Genomic DNA, 14,843 nt, shown 5'->3' on the forward strand with positions numbered 1-14,843 from the left:
AGCCTTCACGGCGCGCTCGCCAGCGGGAGGTGGATGTCGGTCGCAAGCTCGGTCGGCTGCACGTCGCGCGGATTGTTCAAATATTCCTCGAACACCGGGGATTCGGCCGGTTCGTATCCGGAATGTGGCAGCCAGGCGCCCCACAGCCAGCGGTAGGCGTCCTTCATGTCGGCATAGGGGCCCTTGTAGCGCAGCTTGGCGTATGGCCCTCCACGAAGGATCGTCTCCTCGAGCGATGGCGGCAGGACCGCGTCCGGCCCTATCGGCGAACAGGCCATCGAGCGCAGTTCTTCGACCGGCACCGCGTCCGGATCGTCGAAATACAGCCCGATCATGCGCGCATCCTGCGTCAGCAGGCCTTGCGCGGCGAGGCCGCCGAATAACGCGCCCATGGCGCGGTCGATCTGCATGTAGGAACCGGTGTGCGGCACCGCTGCGCACCGCATTTCCCGCACCACAACCACCTCGACCGGAAATCCGGTGGCGTCGCCGGTGCGGTTCGCGGCCTTGAACGCCGCATGGCTGCCGTTGGCGCGATAGCCGGCTGGCGCGTTGCCATAGGCTTGCCTGAAAGCGCGGCCGAAAGCCTCCGACGAGCCATATCCGGCGCGCTCGGCAATCTCGGCCACCGACATCTCGGAATTGGCCAGCCGGTCGGCCGCCCGGTGCAGCCGCAGCCGCCTGACTGTCGACGCGAGCGTTTCGCCGCGCATCGCCGTATAGATGCGGTGCCAGTGGAAGGGCGACAGGCAGGCCACCTCCGCCAGCCTGTCCATGCCGATTTCTTCTTCCAGATGGTCGTAGACATAATCGACAACGCGGTTCAGCCGCGTCTCGTAGTTCGTCTGCCTGGGCAACACGGTCATGGGAGCACCTCGTCTTCGTTTCCGTGCGATCCTCATCCCATGAGATGACCTGATAAATCCTGCTGACTTGCGGCTAATCTGTATAGGTCCACGTATCGGCGCCATCGAGATGGCGAACCCGAACGCCGGCGATATCGGCCGGGTCCATCAGGCGGGTGTTCACCGCCATCCGCTCGGCAGCGCCCTTCTTGACGCTCTCCCAATGGGTGACGCAGCCGCATGTCGGGCAATGATGCATCTCCAGCGTGCGATCACCCTGCACATAGGCCACCGTCTGGCCCTTGCCGGCTACGAAAACCACCTGCTCCTGCACGTAGTACGCCCATTGCGCGCCGTTGCGGCGGCAGAGAGAGCAGTTGCAGGAGGTTATGCTCTCTGGCCGCTCGGAGACCTGCATTTTCACCGCGCCGCAATGGCATGATGCTTCGATCACGATTTTCGCTCCAACCCAGGCACCGGCAGCCTAACCGGAAACGGTCGGCTCGGGAAGAAACCGCCGGTGCCATGGCTGGCGTCACTCGCCGCGGCGCGCGCGTTTCTCCGCCATGGCGCTTCTCGCCATTTTTCCGAACGCGCGGGCGCGGGCATGGCGTTCGGCGAGGCTCTCGCTGTTGAATGCTTCTTCGGCGGCGAGCTTGCGCCAGCGCTTGATGCGCGCCGCTTCAATTTCGCCCGAGCCGATCGCCGCCTGGATGGCGCAGCCCGGCTCCGTCTCGTGCTGGCAATCGCTGAACCGGCAGTTTCGCGCAAGCGAGACGACATCGGCGAACACTTCGTCCAGCCCCGAGCCGACGTCCGTCAGCTGCAGTTCGCGCATTCCCGGCGTGTCCATCAGCCAGCCTCCGGCCGGCAGCCGATGCAGCGCGCGACCGGTGGTGGTGTGCCGCCCCTTGGCGTCGTCCTCGCGGATGCCTTGCGTTTCCAGCCGCTCGCCTGTCAGCGTGTTGACCAGCGTCGACTTGCCGACGCCCGACGAACCCAGAAGTGCCACCGTCTGGCCGCGGGCACACCATGGGGTGAGGCAGGCGACGCTCTCTGCGTCGCGCGCATCGACCGCTTCCACCAGCAATCCCGGCAGCAGCTTGCCGGCATCGCGCACGAAATCTCCGGCATTGTCGGCCATGTCGGCCTTGGTGAGCACCACCACCGGCGTCACCTCGGCTTCTTTCGCCAGCGCCAGGAAGCGCTCCAGCCGTGCCGGATTGAAATCCTGGTTGCACGACGACACGATGAACAGCGTGTCGACATTGGCGGCGATGAGCTGGAGCTTGCGACCGGTGCCTGCGGCACGCCGCTTGAACAGGCTGCGGCGCCGCAAGAGCCGGCGCGGTCGCGCCGTTTGCGCATCGAGCAGCAGCCAGTCGCCGACCGTCGCGAAAGCCTCTTCGTCGTCGGGCGTTTCGACAAAGGGCTGAATCAGCGTGTCGATTGCGGGGCCCGCGACATGCAGCCTGTCGCGGTGCACCGCCATCACCCGCACGGGCACGCCGGTCTCGCCGAGCTCGACCTGGGAAGCGAAAAAGTTGTTCCAGCCGAAATCGGCCAGGGTGGAATTTTCAGATGTCATTGTTCTCGTACCAGCTTGTGCCGCCGTGGGCGGACACGGATCAAGGGAACTTCTGTCGCGCGCGGCAGAAGCGTCAAAAGAAGGAGCTGGTCGAGAGGGTAGAGGTGTGAGAGTTGCCGGTCGGGAAAATCCCGCTGGCGAGCACGCAATACCGCTATCCGGCTTCGCCAGCCGGTCGGGAGATGGCGACAATCATTCAACGTCTCCTTTGCGGCTTGCGTTGCGTTGGCCCGGATTATGCTGACAGAATGCGGCGCTGTCCAGCCGCCGGATGTTGTGCCGATCCCGTCGGCCTCATATGCCGGCTTGAAGCTGCGGGGAAGGAATGGTCGTTTGCACCTTGGCAGAATTCTTCTTTATGTGCGGGATGTCGAGGAAACCGTAAGATTTACGAAAAGCACTTTGGTTTCAAAGCCTTCAGGCAGGAAGGCGATAGAATCGTTGAGCTGATGGGTGAGGGCCGAACCAGCCTGATGCTCTATCAAGCCGGCAAGGCGCAGAAAACCGGCCAGTCAACGGTCAAGCTGGTCTTCGATGTGGAAGATGTCGCGCCCTTTTCCGAAAAGTGCGCCGCTGCAGGGCTGGAATTCGGAGCTTTGCACCATGCCGATGGCTACGTTCTCGCCAATGCGCGCGACCCGTCGGGAAATCCGATCTCCATTTCGAGCCGGGCTTTTCGCGGCCGAAAGTTATGAGTCCAGCCAGGTGTATTCATTTCCGGCTTTCACCAGCGTCAAAACCGGCGTAACCGGAGCAAACCAAATGCAGGGGCAAAAATGACCGCGCCAAAGGAACTCCGCGTATCGAAGGACCGCAAGCTGCTGACGGTCACTTTTCCCGATCATGCGCCGTTCGAATTGCCGGCGGAGTTCCTGCGTGTCGTCTCGCCCTCGGCCGAAGTTCAGGGCCATTCGCCGGAACAGCGCGTCACCGTACCCGGCAAGCGCAATGTGGCGATTACCAGGATCGAGCCGGTCGGCAATTATGCCGTTCGCATCGTCTTCGACGATTTTCACGACACCGGCATTTTCACCTGGAACTATCTGCACGCGCTCGGCCATGAGAAGGAAGCGCGCTGGCAGGTCTATCTCGCCGAGCTGGCGGAAAAGAGGCTCAGCCGGGATCGCTAGCTGCTGTTGCCATCGGCATGCTCCAAGTGCCGGGGATCGGAATCGAAGGGACGGACGATGTCCATTATCACCACGGTCGAACAGCTCGAAGCTCTTTACGGCCTTCCCGGCGAGGCCTCGCTGGTCAAGGAACTCGACCACATCATCCCGGAATACGCCGCCTTCATCGAAGCTTCTCCGTTCGTGGCGCTGGCGACGTCGGGCCCGGAAGGGCTGGATTGTTCGCCGCGCGGCGACCTCGCCGGCTTCGTGCGCATCCGTGACGACCGGACGTTGATGATGCCCGACCGGCGCGGCAACAACCGTGCCGATTCGCTGAAGAACATCATCCGCGACCCGCGCGTCGGTCTTCTGTTTCTGGTGCCTGGTTCGGGTACGACGTTGCGCGTCAACGGCCGCGCCGAAATTTCCATCGATCCCGAGCTTTGCGCATCCTTCGCCGTCGAAGGGAAACCGGCGCGATCGGTAACGGTGGTCGCGGTCGAGAAAGTCTATTTCCAGTGCGCCCGCGCCATCCACCGCTCTGAGCTGTGGAACCCGGAAAAGCACGCCAACCCGAAAACCCTGCCGACGCCCGGCCAGATTCTCGCCGTCACCAGCCGCCGTGCCATCGATGGCGAGACTTACGACAAGGAATGGCCGGAGCGAGCCAAGAAAACGATGTGGTAGGCGCGGTCTAGCCGACGCTGCGCGTCGCTTTCGGGTGAACTATTCAGCCTTCAGCATGTCCGAGATGCGCTGCATCATCGAGCCCATCTTGTCGCATTCGGCCGGCGTCGACTGCTCCATCACCCGCTCGATCAGCCCGGTGTAGATGTGCAGCGCCTCCATCAGCAGCTTCTCGCCGTCCTCGGTGAGCGTCAGCCGCATGATGCGCTTGTCCTTGGCGTCGTTCTCGCGGCTGAGCAGTCCGCGCGCCTCCATCTGCGGCAAAAGCATGGTGATGTTGGAGCGTCCGACCAGCAGTTTTCGGGCGAGGTCGTGCTGCGACATGCCGGGATGCCTGTAGAGGTTCATCAGCATATCGAGCTGCGCCAGTTTCAGGTCGAGCGGCGCCAGCGCCTTGGTCAGCGCGCCGACGACGGCCTTTTCCGCGCGCACCAGGGCAATCCAGTTCCGGAAGCGCGGATTATCCCACGGCAGGTCTTGCTTTTTGTTCATGCTTGAACTAATATGTTCATGGTTGAACCATTTTTCCAGGACGATCACTATGGCATCATTCGGTCACAAGGTCATCCGTAGCGTATTTGGCGCTGCCGAGCATGTGGCGCCTCGTCTCACCGGGCGCGTCGCCTTCGAAATCTTCTGCCGCACGGCAAATCCCAATGCTCCGTCGCCGGGGGAGCGAAAGGCCATCGACCAGGCCGCCCGCTTCATGGCCGACGCGCGGCGCCACTGCCTGCCGCTGAAATCCGGCTCGGTGACGGCGTTCGATTTTCGCCCGCCTGTGGGCGTCCCCAGCGCCGGGACGGTTCTGGTCATCCATGGCTGGCATTCGCGCACCGAACATATGCGCAGGATTGTCGAGGGCTTCCGCGATGCAGGCCACCGCGTCATCGCGCTCGACCTGCCTGGTCACGGCCATTCCAGTGGCCGCCGGCTGAACATGATGCTCGCCGTCGATGCGGCGCGCGCCGCTGGCGAGTGGTTCGGTCCGTTCAAGGCCGTCGTCGGCCATTCCTTCGGCGGTGCGGTGGCGGTCAACGCGGCCGTCGGTTCTGTCGAAGGCATCGCACCGCTCGCCACAGAGCGCCTGGTTCTGATTGCAGCACCCAGTTCCATGCCGTCGCTGTTCCAGGATTTCGGACGCATGCTCAATCTTGGGCCACGCTCGCAGACCGCCGTCAACGATCAGGTCGAGCGCATCGCGGGCCGCCCGCTGTCGCACTATGTCGGTTCCGAGCAACTGGCCCTGACGCCGATCCCGACGCTGGTCATCCATGCGCCCGACGACCGCGAGGTTTCCGCCGACAGCGCAAGCATGTTCGCGGCGGCCGGCGATCATGTGCGTCTTCATTGGGCGAAGGGGCTGGGCCACCGGCGCATCCTTTCCGACCCGCAAGTGGTCACTGAGGCAGTGCGCTTCGTCGCCGAGCAGAAAGAGCCCGAGCTGGTGCATTAAGCATTTTGCAGCCAAATGGAAACATTTGGCGTCCGCATAAATGCGGCAAATCAAATAGTCGGAGCGGGTTACCGGTTCTGAAAGAACCGGAACCGCTCCAGGGGAATCTGGCACCGGAAGGCGAGGGCGACGCGGGTAGCTGATCAGTGATGCGCGACAGGTTCGATGCCAAGCTGCGCCGGCGAGCGTCCCATTTCCAGAAGGTCGAGCTGACGGTTGTCGACCTCATAATACTCGCCGCCCACGAGAACGCGCGTTGTCACGTGTCCATGGTCGAACCGCTTGGAGACGGTCACGACCTTCTGCCGGTCGAGCACGCGCTTCACCGCGTGGCGGGACGCCAGGTGTTTGCTTGTGTCGGGAGGCATCCTGGGCATCGTGGCAGCTTAAAGCATTTTGCGGCCGAATGGAATCATTTGGCGTCCGCATAAATGCAGCAAAACAAACAGTTAGAGCGGTTGCTTTCGCCGTAAATGCGGTGGATGGCGGAAATCGCATGGATCCTTGTCGCGCGGTTACCTGCCCGGCGTTGTTCCCGATACGACCGAGCTATCGGCCGATGGTGCGGTCGGCGTGCGGCCATTGCTGCGAGGATACCAAAAGCTTCTTTGGCGCCCAAACCACCGGCGTTAAGATGCATTCCCTGCGAACGATCTCGAAGAGGGATGGCCATGCTGCCGGACACTGAACTGCAACACCTGCGCCGATGCATTGAACTGGCGCGGAAAGCGCTTGAGGTTGGTGACGAACCTTTCGGTTCGGTGCTCGTCTCCGGCGACGGGACGGTGCTCGCCGAGGATCACAACCATGTGGCTACGGGCGATGGTACACGCCACCCGGAGTTCGACCTGGCTCGCTGGGCCGCCATGAACATGACACCCGAGGAGCGTGCCAGCGCGACGGTCTACACGTCCGGAGAGCACTGTCCGATGTGTTCGGCGGCCCATGGCTGGGTCGGGCTGGGCCGCATCGTCTATGCCGTGTCTTCGCGCCAGCTTGTCGGTTGGCTGGAGGAACTTGGCGTTCCACCTGGGCCGGTGCGACCCCTACCGATCCAGGAAGTCGCGCCGAATGTGATTGTCGAAGGCCCGGTGGCTGAGCTTGCGGATGAGGTGCGCGAACTGCACAGGCGTTTTCACGCCGCTTCCGCATAGCTGGCGCCGGTCTACGGCGCCATTTCAGGAGCGCTCCGGTTTCGGTCTCGTTTCAACGGGCAGCCCCGCTTCCTTCCAGGCGGTGAAACCGCCTTCGATGTGTTTCACCGGGGTCAGGCCCATGTCCTGCGCCATCTTGGCGGTCAGCGCCGAGCGCCAGCCGCCGGCGCAGAAGAACACGAAGGTCTTGCCGTAGGCAAAGACCGGGCGGTGGTAGGGGCTTTCCGGGTCGATCCAGAATTCCAGCACGCCGCGCGGCATGTTCTTGGCGCCGGCGATCCTGCCTTCATTGTCGAGTTCTGCGGCTTCGCGGATATCGACGAGCACCACATTGTCGTCGCCGGCAAGTTTCGCGGCCTCTTGTGGCGAGATCGCCTCCACCTCCGCATTCGCTTCGGCAAGCAGCGCCTTGTAGCCCTTTTTCACAGGCCTCTCCTCCGGTCTTTCGAGCCGGCGGATTGAAGCAGAGCGGGCAGGGCGTGTCACGCCCGGTATTGTTGGGTCAACGACCCCCAGGCGGCCATGGCGCCATTGGCGACATCGAGCAGCGCTTCGTGACTGGCGCCGTCACGCGCCTGGATCGACATGCCGTGCTGCACGGTAGCATAGAAGGTTGCGACAGCCTGGCAGTCGAAATTTTTAGGCAATTCGCCTTCCGCCACGCCGCGTTCGAACCGCCGCTTGAGAGCGGCGAGATTTTCGGCCCGGCGGCGCCTCAAGTCGGTGCAGACGGCCTTGCTGGAATTGTCGGGGTGCAGCGCGCCAAGAGCGATCAGGCAGCCTTGCGGCTTGCCATCCTGTGAATAGGCTTTGGCAGTGGCGCGCAGGAAGCCGTCGATTGCTTCGCGTGTGGTCGCAGCGGTCTCCAGCACCGTCCAGATGCCGGTCCCCTCGACCTGGGTATAAAGCTCGGTCGCTTCGAGGAACAAGGCCTCCTTGCTGCCGAAGGCGGCGTAGAGGCTGGGCGAATTGATGCCCATCGCGGCGGTCAGGTCCGCCAGCGATGCCCCGTCGTAGCCGTTGACCCAGAAAATCTCCATGGCCCGCTGCAAGGCAACGCTGCGGTCGAAGGAGCGGGGCCGGCCGCGTTCGCTCATCGAAATCCTTTCTGTGTTGGTTGATACATTAATTTGCTTGACGCCCTTGCACAAGGCTGACAGGTGATTATGTATCGGCCGTTACAGAAACAGGAGATACCTCATGACTTCCCCTTTGAGCGGCAAGGTCGCACTGGTCACCGGCGGCAGCCGCGGCATCGGTGCGGCGATCGCCCGCAAGCTTGCCGCCGACGGCGCCAGCGTTGCGCTGACCTATGTGAATTCTCCCGACAAGGCCAAGCAGGTCGTCGCCGAGATCGAGGATGCCGGCGGTCGGGCGATCGCCATTCAGGCAGACAACCGCGATGCGGCGGCGATCGAGAATTCCGTCGCAGAAACAGTGGCATCACTTGGCCGGCTCGACATTTTGGTCAACAGCGCCGGCATCTGGCGGGCCGAATCGGTGGAAACGCTGACGCTTGCCGACTTCGACAAAGTCATGGAGGTTAACTTACGGGCGCCGTTCGTCGCCTCGAAAGCTGCCGCGGCCCACATGGGCGAGGGCGGTCGCATCATCTCGATTGCGAGCAACCTCGCCGAACGCGTCACCGATCTGGGTCTTGCGGCCTATTCCACCAGCAAGGCGGCCTTGGTCGGCCTGACCAAGGCTTTGGCGCGTGATCTCGGCGCGCGCGGCATCACCGCCAATGTGGTGAACCCCGGCTCGACCGACACGGACATGAACCCCGCCGATGGCCCCTATGCCGAGGGGCAGCGCCAGAAGATGGCCACGCCGCGTTTCGGCAAGGCCGAGGAAATCGCTGGCCTGGTCGCCTGGCTGGCTGGTCCGGAATCGCGTTTCGTCACCGGCGCCGCGTTCACCATCGACGGCGGCGCCAACGCCTGAATTGCCTGCCCGCACCCTTTCCCGTTCTTAGCGGGAGAGGGTGGGTTGGCGACCGTTCAAAGCGTTCAAGAACTTTAGCGGATCACCACGACCTTGGTTCCGATGCTCACCTGCTCGTAGAGGTGCTTGACGTCGTCATTGGCCATGCGGATGCAGCCGGACGACATCGCCTGTCCGATCGTCCAGGGCTGGTTGGTGCCGTGGATGCGATAAATGGTCGATCCGATGTACATGGCGCGCGCGCCGAGGGGATTGTCGGGACCACCCGGCATGTAGGCCGGCAGGATGCGGCCCTTTTTTGCCTCGCGCCGAATCATGACTTTCGGTGGCGTCCAGCCCGGCCATTTGGCCTTGCGGCTCACGCTGTTGGTGCCTGACCAGGTGAAGCCGTCGCGGCCGACGCCGACGCCGTATTTGATCGCCCGGCCGTCGCCCAGCGTATAGTAGAGCCGCCGCTCCGTGGTGTTGATGATTATCGTGTTGGCGATCTCGTCGCCGCCGTAACGAACGACCTGGCGCGGTATCGGCGATTTGTCAGAGCGGCGATTCTGGAGAGCTGCCAGGTTCTTCGTCACCGCAGGCGCCGCATCCGCGCCGCGCGCATGGGATGCTCCAACCGATCCGAGGCCCGCCACCGAGAAAGAAACCGCCACCAGAAATGCTTTCATCATGCGCGAGAATCCCCTGTTTCTCCGGCACATAAGGCCTTTCCCCTACGAAATGGTCAACCTTTGTTGCAGTCGGTAACACAATGGTGATGCGGAAGGACATCCTGCCTTGTTGCGCGCCTGCCAATGGATGGTTGGTGCAACAATTCGGCCCAGGCGGCGTTCAATTGTCTCTGGAAGTCCATGAGGAGCAGGGATGATGACCAACAACCAGAAGCAGCACCCGGATCCCGATGGCGACAGCGGCCTGCAGAGCCGGGAACACGATTCTCGGGACGCTCCGCGTCGCCAGCGGGGTGAGGGCGGGCAAAGCGATGAAAGCCGCCAGCAGGCCGACAAGAAGGATCCAGTTCGCCGGCAGGGCGGCTGGAGCCGCGACGAGGACGGCATGTCGCATGAACCCGGGCGCAAGCCGCCGGCCGAGCGCGACCGCGATTATGACCCGGATGGCGACCGCACCGGCCGCCGTTAGAGCAGTTCCGGTTCTTTCAGAACCGGGTAGCTAGCTCTAACTATTTGTTTTGCCGCATTTATACGGACGCCAAATGATTCCATTTGGCTGCAAAATGCTCTAGGAGCCCAGCGTCCAGCGGTAGGAGGCTTCGACTGCCCGGCTGGCGGTCTCCCAATGCGGCGGCCGTGCTCCTTCCCAAGCGTGAACCGTTTCATTGCCGGCCATTTCTGTAAATTTATAAAGACTTAACGAAATGGGTATGAATCATTATAGTTCTTCCCCACATCCGCCGCTCCGGAAACGGACGCAACCAGTGGGGGCAATGCCGGGCGATCGGCGAAAAACGGGGAGACCGGCCCGGCTGGCCGGCGGTGTGATGATGAAGCATTCTGGCAAGACCGTTTCTTTTGTGCTTGCCGTAGCCACCGCGCTCTCCTTCAGTGCTCCTCCCGCGCAGGCGCAGGGCCTGTTCGAAGCACTGTTTGGCGGTGGCTTCAAGAACAGGCCGGTCGAACGCAGGGAATTTCAATCGAGGCCGAAGCGGTCGAAGCAGCAGCGCGCCGCCGCGCCCAAGATCAGCGGCCCGTCCTATTACACCTACAAGGCCGATGCCCTCGTGCGCGCCGATTTCGCGGCCCTTGGCGCGGTCGCGCAGCCGGCGGCTTTCGAGCCGGCGCTCACTGGCGCCACCTTCCGCGAATCGCTCGCCGGCCTGCAAGGCTTCGATCTGAAGGCCGAAAAGGGTGTCGCCAGGACGCTTTCCGAATATTACGCGGCCAATCCCGATTTCATCTGGGTGTCCGGACTTTCGGCCAATGGCCGCGCCCAGGAGGCGGTGCGGGTGCTCGGCGAAGCCGGCAGCTACGGCCTCGACCCCGCCGAATACAGCGTTGTCGTTCCCGCCGCGTCATATTCGATGGATAACACCCAGGCGCGGCTCGTCGAATTGATCCGCTTCGAGATGACGCTGTCGGCGCGCGTGCTGCGTTATGTCAGCGACGCGCAGAACGGCCGCGTCGATCCCAACCGGCTCTCCGGCTATCACGATCTGCCGCTGAAGCCGCTCGACATGGTCGCTGCGCTGAAGACACTCGCCCGCACCCAGGAGGTGCGTACCTATCTCGAATCCCGCCATCCCCAGGCCCCCGAATACCAGGCGCTGCGGGTCGAGCTGGAATCGCTCGAGGCCAGCGCCGAAAACGACATCATCGTCGATCCGAAACTTCTGCTGAAGCCCGGCGAGATCAATGTCGAACTGCCGAAAATCCTGCAGCTCATCGCCCGTGATCTCGGCGACCAGCCTGCTGGCGAGCACGGCGAGTTGCTGACACGTTACGCCAACAGCGAACTTTACATGCCGGAGCTGGTTCCGGTCATCAAGGCGGCGCAGGAGAAGGCTGGCCTGAAGGGCGACGGCGTCATCGGCCCGCGCACCGTCCAGGCGATCGCCGGCAATTCGAAGGCCGAACGGCTGCAGAAGGTCAAGATTGCGCTGGAGCAGTTACGCTGGCTGCCGGTCGAACTCGGCGGCACCCGCGTGTTCATCAACCAGCCGGCCTACACCGCCTCCTATGTCGAGAACGGCGTCGAAAAGCTGAACATGCGCACGGTCATCGGCAAGCCGTCCAACCAGACCAGCTTCTTCTACGACGAGATCGAGCAGGTGGATTACAATCCCTACTGGGGCGTCCCGCAGTCGATCATCGTCAACGAGATGCTGCCGCGCTTGCGCCGCGATCCTGGCTATCTCGATCGCGCCGGCTACGAGGTCTCCGATTCGAGGGGCCGGCGCATTCCGTCCTCGGCGGTCAATTGGGGCGCCTATGGCTCGAAAGTGCCGTTCTCGGTGCGCCAGGCGCCGAGCGAGGCAAATGCGCTGGGCGAACTGAAGATCCTCTTTCCCAACAAGCACGCGATCTACATGCACGACACGCCGCAGAAAGAGTTGTTCGATCGTGAATCGCGCGCGTTCAGCCATGGCTGTGTGCGCCTGCAGCAGCCACGCGAGATGGCCGCCGCCGTACTCGGCACCTCGGTCGACCATATCGCCGAAAAGCTGAAGCAGGGCCATTCGACCGAGAAAGTGACGCGGAAGATACCGGTCTATGTCGCCTATTTCACCGCCTGGCCAAACGCCTCCGGCAAGGTCGAATATTTCGCCGACGTCTATGACCGCGATGCGCGGCTGGTGCAGGCCTTGGAGAAGACGGATGCCTTGCGTTTGTCCGTCGCGCCGACGGCCGACAAAGCGCCCGCACTCGATCCCGCGCCGGTCTCGGGCACCCAGCGGCCGATGGACATGGAAATGCCGACCGGCGAAGAGCCGCTGGACGACGCCCGCGTCGGCATCGACGCCGCCGTTCCCACCGAAGCGATCAATTGAGCAGTCGTTCCACGCGGTGCGATTCCGCATCGGACAAGGCTCGCGCTATTTTATATTGACCTACATTATGAATAGACATAGTGCATCCAATGCACTTTTTTGTAGACATCGTGCACGCTGTGCACTATTATCATTCGAGGTAGAGAACGCAGCGTGCCGACGATCGTCCAACTCGGGAACCTGAAAATCCAGCTTTATGCGGACGATCACAACCCGCCGCACTTCCACGTCGTCACGCCGGATCACGATGCGCAGGTCAGCATCAGTGACCTTTCCATCCTGCGCGGTTCATTGCGTCGGTCGGACTACGAGCAGGCGGTGGCCTGGGCACGCGAGCACATGAAGGAGATCAGCGATGAATGGAACCGCCTCAACCACCGATGATGTGATCAGTGTCGGTCAGCCGTTGCCGCGCATGGCCGCCGTGCAGGTAAGCGATGGTCGCCGCGTGCACGTGACATGGCGCAATGGTCGTTCTGTGCTTGTCGATCTCGCCCCGGTGTTTCTCAGCCATCGGCATTTCATTCCACTGCGCAACAATGACGAATTATTCCAGACAGTGCGCGTTAACGACGACGGGGTGGCGCTCGAATGGGATGGCGGCATCGAACTCACCGCCGAATGGATTGAACGGTTGCCGGTGGCCGGCATGGACAACGCCGAATTTCGGCAGGTTATGTCGGCGCTCGACCTGACGCTCGACGGTATGGCCGCCCAGCTTGAAGTGTCGAGGCGGCTGGTCGCTCAGTTTCGTGGCTCCAAGCCGATTCCGAACTACATTGCGCTTGCTGTCCGCTATCTCGCCGAACACGGCAGCGCGCCCGCCGCGCCCGAACCCAACAACAACTACACCGAAGCGCGCCTTAGCGCGTGACTGACGCGGCCGGCCAGGCGATCACGTCGTGTCCAGCCAGCCCGACGGCACGGAACCGCGTGATGAGGGTACTTTTCGTGAGGGGGACGAATTGAACTGCCAGCGTCCTTGACTTCGATGCCCGGCGTCCCCTATATCGCCGCCTGTTCCGGGTCATCGGCTTCGGACGGGCGATTAGCTCAGCGGGAGAGCACACCCTTCACACGGGTGGGGTCGCAGGTTCAATCCCTGCATCGCCCACCATTCTCAATGCAAACCGTCGCTCACGGCCGATAGCGCGTCGATAAAGCGATTGCCGGCGTCAAGGCGGCATTTGAAAGTCTTGACCCCGTTACCCCTATCGACAGTGACGTCGATTGTCGTCGAGCCATCCGCTGCGACGACGGGCCCGTGCGCCACAACGTTCTGCGGCTCCGCGTCATACATGTTCGCAACCTGGTCCTGGCAGAACGCGGCCTGTTTGCTGGGGGGGATTGGACTGGTCCCTGCCGCCATCACTTTCGGAGCTTCGAACGACGCGGTCGGCACAGTCGTTACGGGCGTCCCAGTCGTGTCGCTCGTGGCACTGCAGCCAGCAAGCGCCAGAACCGCAAACGTAAGGCCTATGGCCCTCATCACAATGGCGTCTCCCTATTTGCCCGCCGTGCGACGATAAATACAAACATCTCGCCGATAAAGTCGAGCCGCGTCTCCCGGTCCTTAACAAGGCATCGATCGCGTTCGACGTGCCCTTGCAAATTGCAGCGATGCCGTCGTGTGCGAATTCCTTTCCGGCACCGCCTGCGCTAAACCTCTCGGGACCGTCGACCGGGGAAACGGCAAGGCCTGCTGCATGAAAAAACGCCAGTTCAGGATGTTTCGTTGCACGGTCGCCGGGGTGGAAGCGGTGGAGGCCGAGACGCGCCATGTTTTTGCCCGTCACACGCACGACCAGTTCGGCATCGGCGTCATCCATCGCGGCGCACAGAAGTCTCTGAGCGGCCGTGGCATGGTGGAGGCCGGCCCCGGTGACGTCATCACGGTCAATCCGGGTGAAGTGCATGACGGTGCGCCGATCGGCGATTCCGGCCGTGCCTGGAAAATGCTCTACTTCGATCCCGTGTTGGTCGCAGAGGCAGCCTCCGACATCCGCCAGGGGCGCATGGGCACAGCCGAATTCTCGTTTCCGGTCATCCATGATGCCGATGTCGCCCTGCGCTTCAGGAAATTGTTCGCCACGCTCACTGCTGGCGACAACACTTTCAGCTGCGACGAAGAACTGCTGATGCTGCTGGCGGCGGTGATAGGGAAGGTTGGCAGCACCGACCGGTTGATGCCACCGGCGGTCTCTCGCGCCAAAAGCCGGATCGACGACGATCCCGCAGCGCCCGTCGCTCTGGCTGATCTGGCAAGGGAAAGCGGCACGAGCCGGTTTCAGCTGCTGCGGGCCTTCGCCCGGGTCACCGGCCTGACGCCGCATGCCTATCTCGTGCAGCGGCGGGTCGACACGGCCCGCCGCTTGATCGCCTCAGGCACGCCGCTTGCACTGGCCGCGGCCGGCAGCGGCTTCGCCGACCAGAGCCACATGACGCGCGTCTTCATCAGCAAATATGGCGTCTCGCCCGGCGTCTACGCCGCCGCGATGAACTGAATTTTCGCCATCGCCTGCAATTCCGTTCAAGACCATCTCCGCCAGTTCGGC

At 62.8% G+C, this 14,843-nt stretch carries 18 protein-coding genes, 1 tRNA gene and 1 pseudogene; 12 read left to right on the top strand and 8 right to left on the bottom strand.

Translation table 11 applies throughout. The features are described 5' to 3' along the window. Positions 1 to 5: 5 nt before the first annotated feature. The 3 genes from F3H98_RS11110 to rsgA all read right to left on the bottom strand — a co-directional run bounded on the left by F3H98_RS11110 (position 6) and on the right by rsgA (position 2,433). The gene (locus F3H98_RS11110) at positions 6 to 866 is read right to left on the bottom strand and encodes an AraC family transcriptional regulator (protein ID WP_149760207.1); all 861 of its coding nucleotides are present in this window, start codon (positions 864 to 866) and stop codon (positions 6 to 8) included. 73 nt (positions 867 to 939) lie between these two features. Then, the gene (locus F3H98_RS11115; RefSeq protein ID WP_149760208.1) at positions 940 to 1,299 is read right to left on the bottom strand and encodes a GFA family protein; all 360 of its coding nucleotides are present in this window, start codon (positions 1,297 to 1,299) and stop codon (positions 940 to 942) included. Between the two features lie 81 nt (positions 1,300 to 1,380). Continuing rightward, positions 1,381 to 2,433, bottom strand: coding sequence for a ribosome small subunit-dependent GTPase A (gene rsgA, locus F3H98_RS11120; protein ID WP_149760209.1), 1,053 nt, complete (start codon positions 2,431 to 2,433; stop codon positions 1,381 to 1,383). Between the two features lie 333 nt (positions 2,434 to 2,766). Here rsgA and F3H98_RS11125 point away from each other — a divergent pair. The 3 genes and pseudogenes from F3H98_RS11125 (at position 2,767) to F3H98_RS11135 (ending at position 4,232) form a co-directional block, all read left to right on the top strand. After that, positions 2,767 to 3,128, top strand: a pseudogene (locus F3H98_RS11125) (VOC family protein). Between the two features lie 81 nt (positions 3,129 to 3,209). Further along, on the top strand, positions 3,210 to 3,563 hold the full coding sequence (locus tag F3H98_RS11130) for a gamma-butyrobetaine hydroxylase family protein (RefSeq protein ID WP_149760210.1): 354 nt from the start codon (positions 3,210 to 3,212) through the stop codon (positions 3,561 to 3,563). 57 nt (positions 3,564 to 3,620) lie between these two features. After that, complete coding sequence (locus F3H98_RS11135; RefSeq protein ID WP_149760211.1) at positions 3,621 to 4,232, top strand: pyridoxamine 5'-phosphate oxidase family protein; 612 nt, start codon at positions 3,621 to 3,623, stop codon at positions 4,230 to 4,232. A 39-nt stretch (positions 4,233 to 4,271) separates the two neighbouring features. Here F3H98_RS11135 and F3H98_RS11140 read toward each other — a convergent pair whose 3' ends face one another. Then, positions 4,272 to 4,724, bottom strand: a complete 453-nt coding sequence (locus tag F3H98_RS11140; protein ID WP_149760212.1) for a MarR family winged helix-turn-helix transcriptional regulator — start codon at positions 4,722 to 4,724, stop codon at positions 4,272 to 4,274. A gap of 49 nt (positions 4,725 to 4,773) precedes the next feature. Between F3H98_RS11140 and F3H98_RS11145 the strand changes: the two genes are divergently transcribed. After that, positions 4,774 to 5,685, top strand: coding sequence for an alpha/beta fold hydrolase (locus tag F3H98_RS11145; RefSeq protein WP_149760213.1), 912 nt, complete (start codon positions 4,774 to 4,776; stop codon positions 5,683 to 5,685). Positions 5,686 to 5,828: 143 nt separating this feature from the next. Here F3H98_RS11145 and F3H98_RS11150 read toward each other — a convergent pair whose 3' ends face one another. Continuing rightward, on the bottom strand, positions 5,829 to 6,053 hold the full coding sequence (locus F3H98_RS11150) for a hypothetical protein (RefSeq protein WP_149760214.1): 225 nt from the start codon (positions 6,051 to 6,053) through the stop codon (positions 5,829 to 5,831). A gap of 303 nt (positions 6,054 to 6,356) precedes the next feature. On the opposite strand from F3H98_RS11150, the gene F3H98_RS11155 reads away from it, so the two are divergent. Further along, positions 6,357 to 6,839: a nucleoside deaminase gene (locus tag F3H98_RS11155; RefSeq protein WP_149760215.1), complete on the top strand. Its 483-nt coding sequence runs from the start codon at positions 6,357 to 6,359 to the stop codon at positions 6,837 to 6,839. A gap of 24 nt (positions 6,840 to 6,863) precedes the next feature. Here F3H98_RS11155 and F3H98_RS11160 read toward each other — a convergent pair whose 3' ends face one another. Both F3H98_RS11160 and F3H98_RS11165 read right to left on the bottom strand, forming a co-directional pair. Beyond that, positions 6,864 to 7,265, bottom strand: a complete 402-nt coding sequence (locus F3H98_RS11160) for a rhodanese-like domain-containing protein (protein ID WP_149760216.1) — start codon at positions 7,263 to 7,265, stop codon at positions 6,864 to 6,866. Between the two features lie 56 nt (positions 7,266 to 7,321). Next, positions 7,322 to 7,936, bottom strand: coding sequence for a TetR/AcrR family transcriptional regulator (locus F3H98_RS11165; protein WP_149760217.1), 615 nt, complete (start codon positions 7,934 to 7,936; stop codon positions 7,322 to 7,324). Between the two features lie 103 nt (positions 7,937 to 8,039). On the opposite strand from F3H98_RS11165, the gene F3H98_RS11170 reads away from it, so the two are divergent. After that, positions 8,040 to 8,783 (top strand): 3-oxoacyl-ACP reductase family protein, encoded by a 744-nt coding sequence (locus F3H98_RS11170; protein WP_149760218.1) that lies wholly within the window; start codon positions 8,040 to 8,042, stop codon positions 8,781 to 8,783. Positions 8,784 to 8,857: 74 nt separating this feature from the next. Here F3H98_RS11170 and F3H98_RS11175 read toward each other — a convergent pair whose 3' ends face one another. Then, a complete protein-coding gene (locus F3H98_RS11175) occupies positions 8,858 to 9,454 on the bottom strand; it encodes a L,D-transpeptidase (protein WP_425294831.1) in 597 nt (198 codons plus the stop codon). 193 nt (positions 9,455 to 9,647) lie between these two features. On the opposite strand from F3H98_RS11175, the gene F3H98_RS11180 reads away from it, so the two are divergent. The 6 genes from F3H98_RS11180 to F3H98_RS11205 all read left to right on the top strand — a co-directional run bounded on the left by F3H98_RS11180 (position 9,648) and on the right by F3H98_RS11205 (position 14,792). After that, complete coding sequence (locus F3H98_RS11180; protein WP_149760219.1) at positions 9,648 to 9,923, top strand: hypothetical protein; 276 nt, start codon at positions 9,648 to 9,650, stop codon at positions 9,921 to 9,923. Between the two features lie 361 nt (positions 9,924 to 10,284). Beyond that, on the top strand, positions 10,285 to 12,288 hold the full coding sequence (locus F3H98_RS11185; RefSeq protein ID WP_149760349.1) for a L,D-transpeptidase family protein: 2,004 nt from the start codon (positions 10,285 to 10,287) through the stop codon (positions 12,286 to 12,288). Positions 12,289 to 12,441: 153 nt separating this feature from the next. Further along, the gene (locus F3H98_RS11190) at positions 12,442 to 12,672 is read left to right on the top strand and encodes a DUF4160 domain-containing protein (protein WP_149760220.1); all 231 of its coding nucleotides are present in this window, start codon (positions 12,442 to 12,444) and stop codon (positions 12,670 to 12,672) included. Then, the gene (locus F3H98_RS11195; RefSeq protein ID WP_149760221.1) at positions 12,644 to 13,162 is read left to right on the top strand and encodes a DUF2442 domain-containing protein; all 519 of its coding nucleotides are present in this window, start codon (positions 12,644 to 12,646) and stop codon (positions 13,160 to 13,162) included. Before F3H98_RS11190 ends, F3H98_RS11195 begins: the two co-directional genes overlap by 29 nt. A 168-nt stretch (positions 13,163 to 13,330) precedes the next feature. Beyond that, a tRNA-Val gene (locus F3H98_RS11200) sits at positions 13,331 to 13,405 on the top strand. Positions 13,406 to 13,994: 589 nt separating this feature from the next. Then, a complete protein-coding gene (locus F3H98_RS11205) occupies positions 13,995 to 14,792 on the top strand; it encodes an AraC family transcriptional regulator (protein WP_149760222.1) in 798 nt (265 codons plus the stop codon). Positions 14,793 to 14,843: the final 51 nt, after the last annotated feature.

The sequence above is a fragment of the Neomesorhizobium albiziae genome, from assembly GCF_900114255.1.
Lineage (GTDB): Bacteria > Pseudomonadota > Alphaproteobacteria > Rhizobiales > Rhizobiaceae > Neomesorhizobium > Neomesorhizobium albiziae.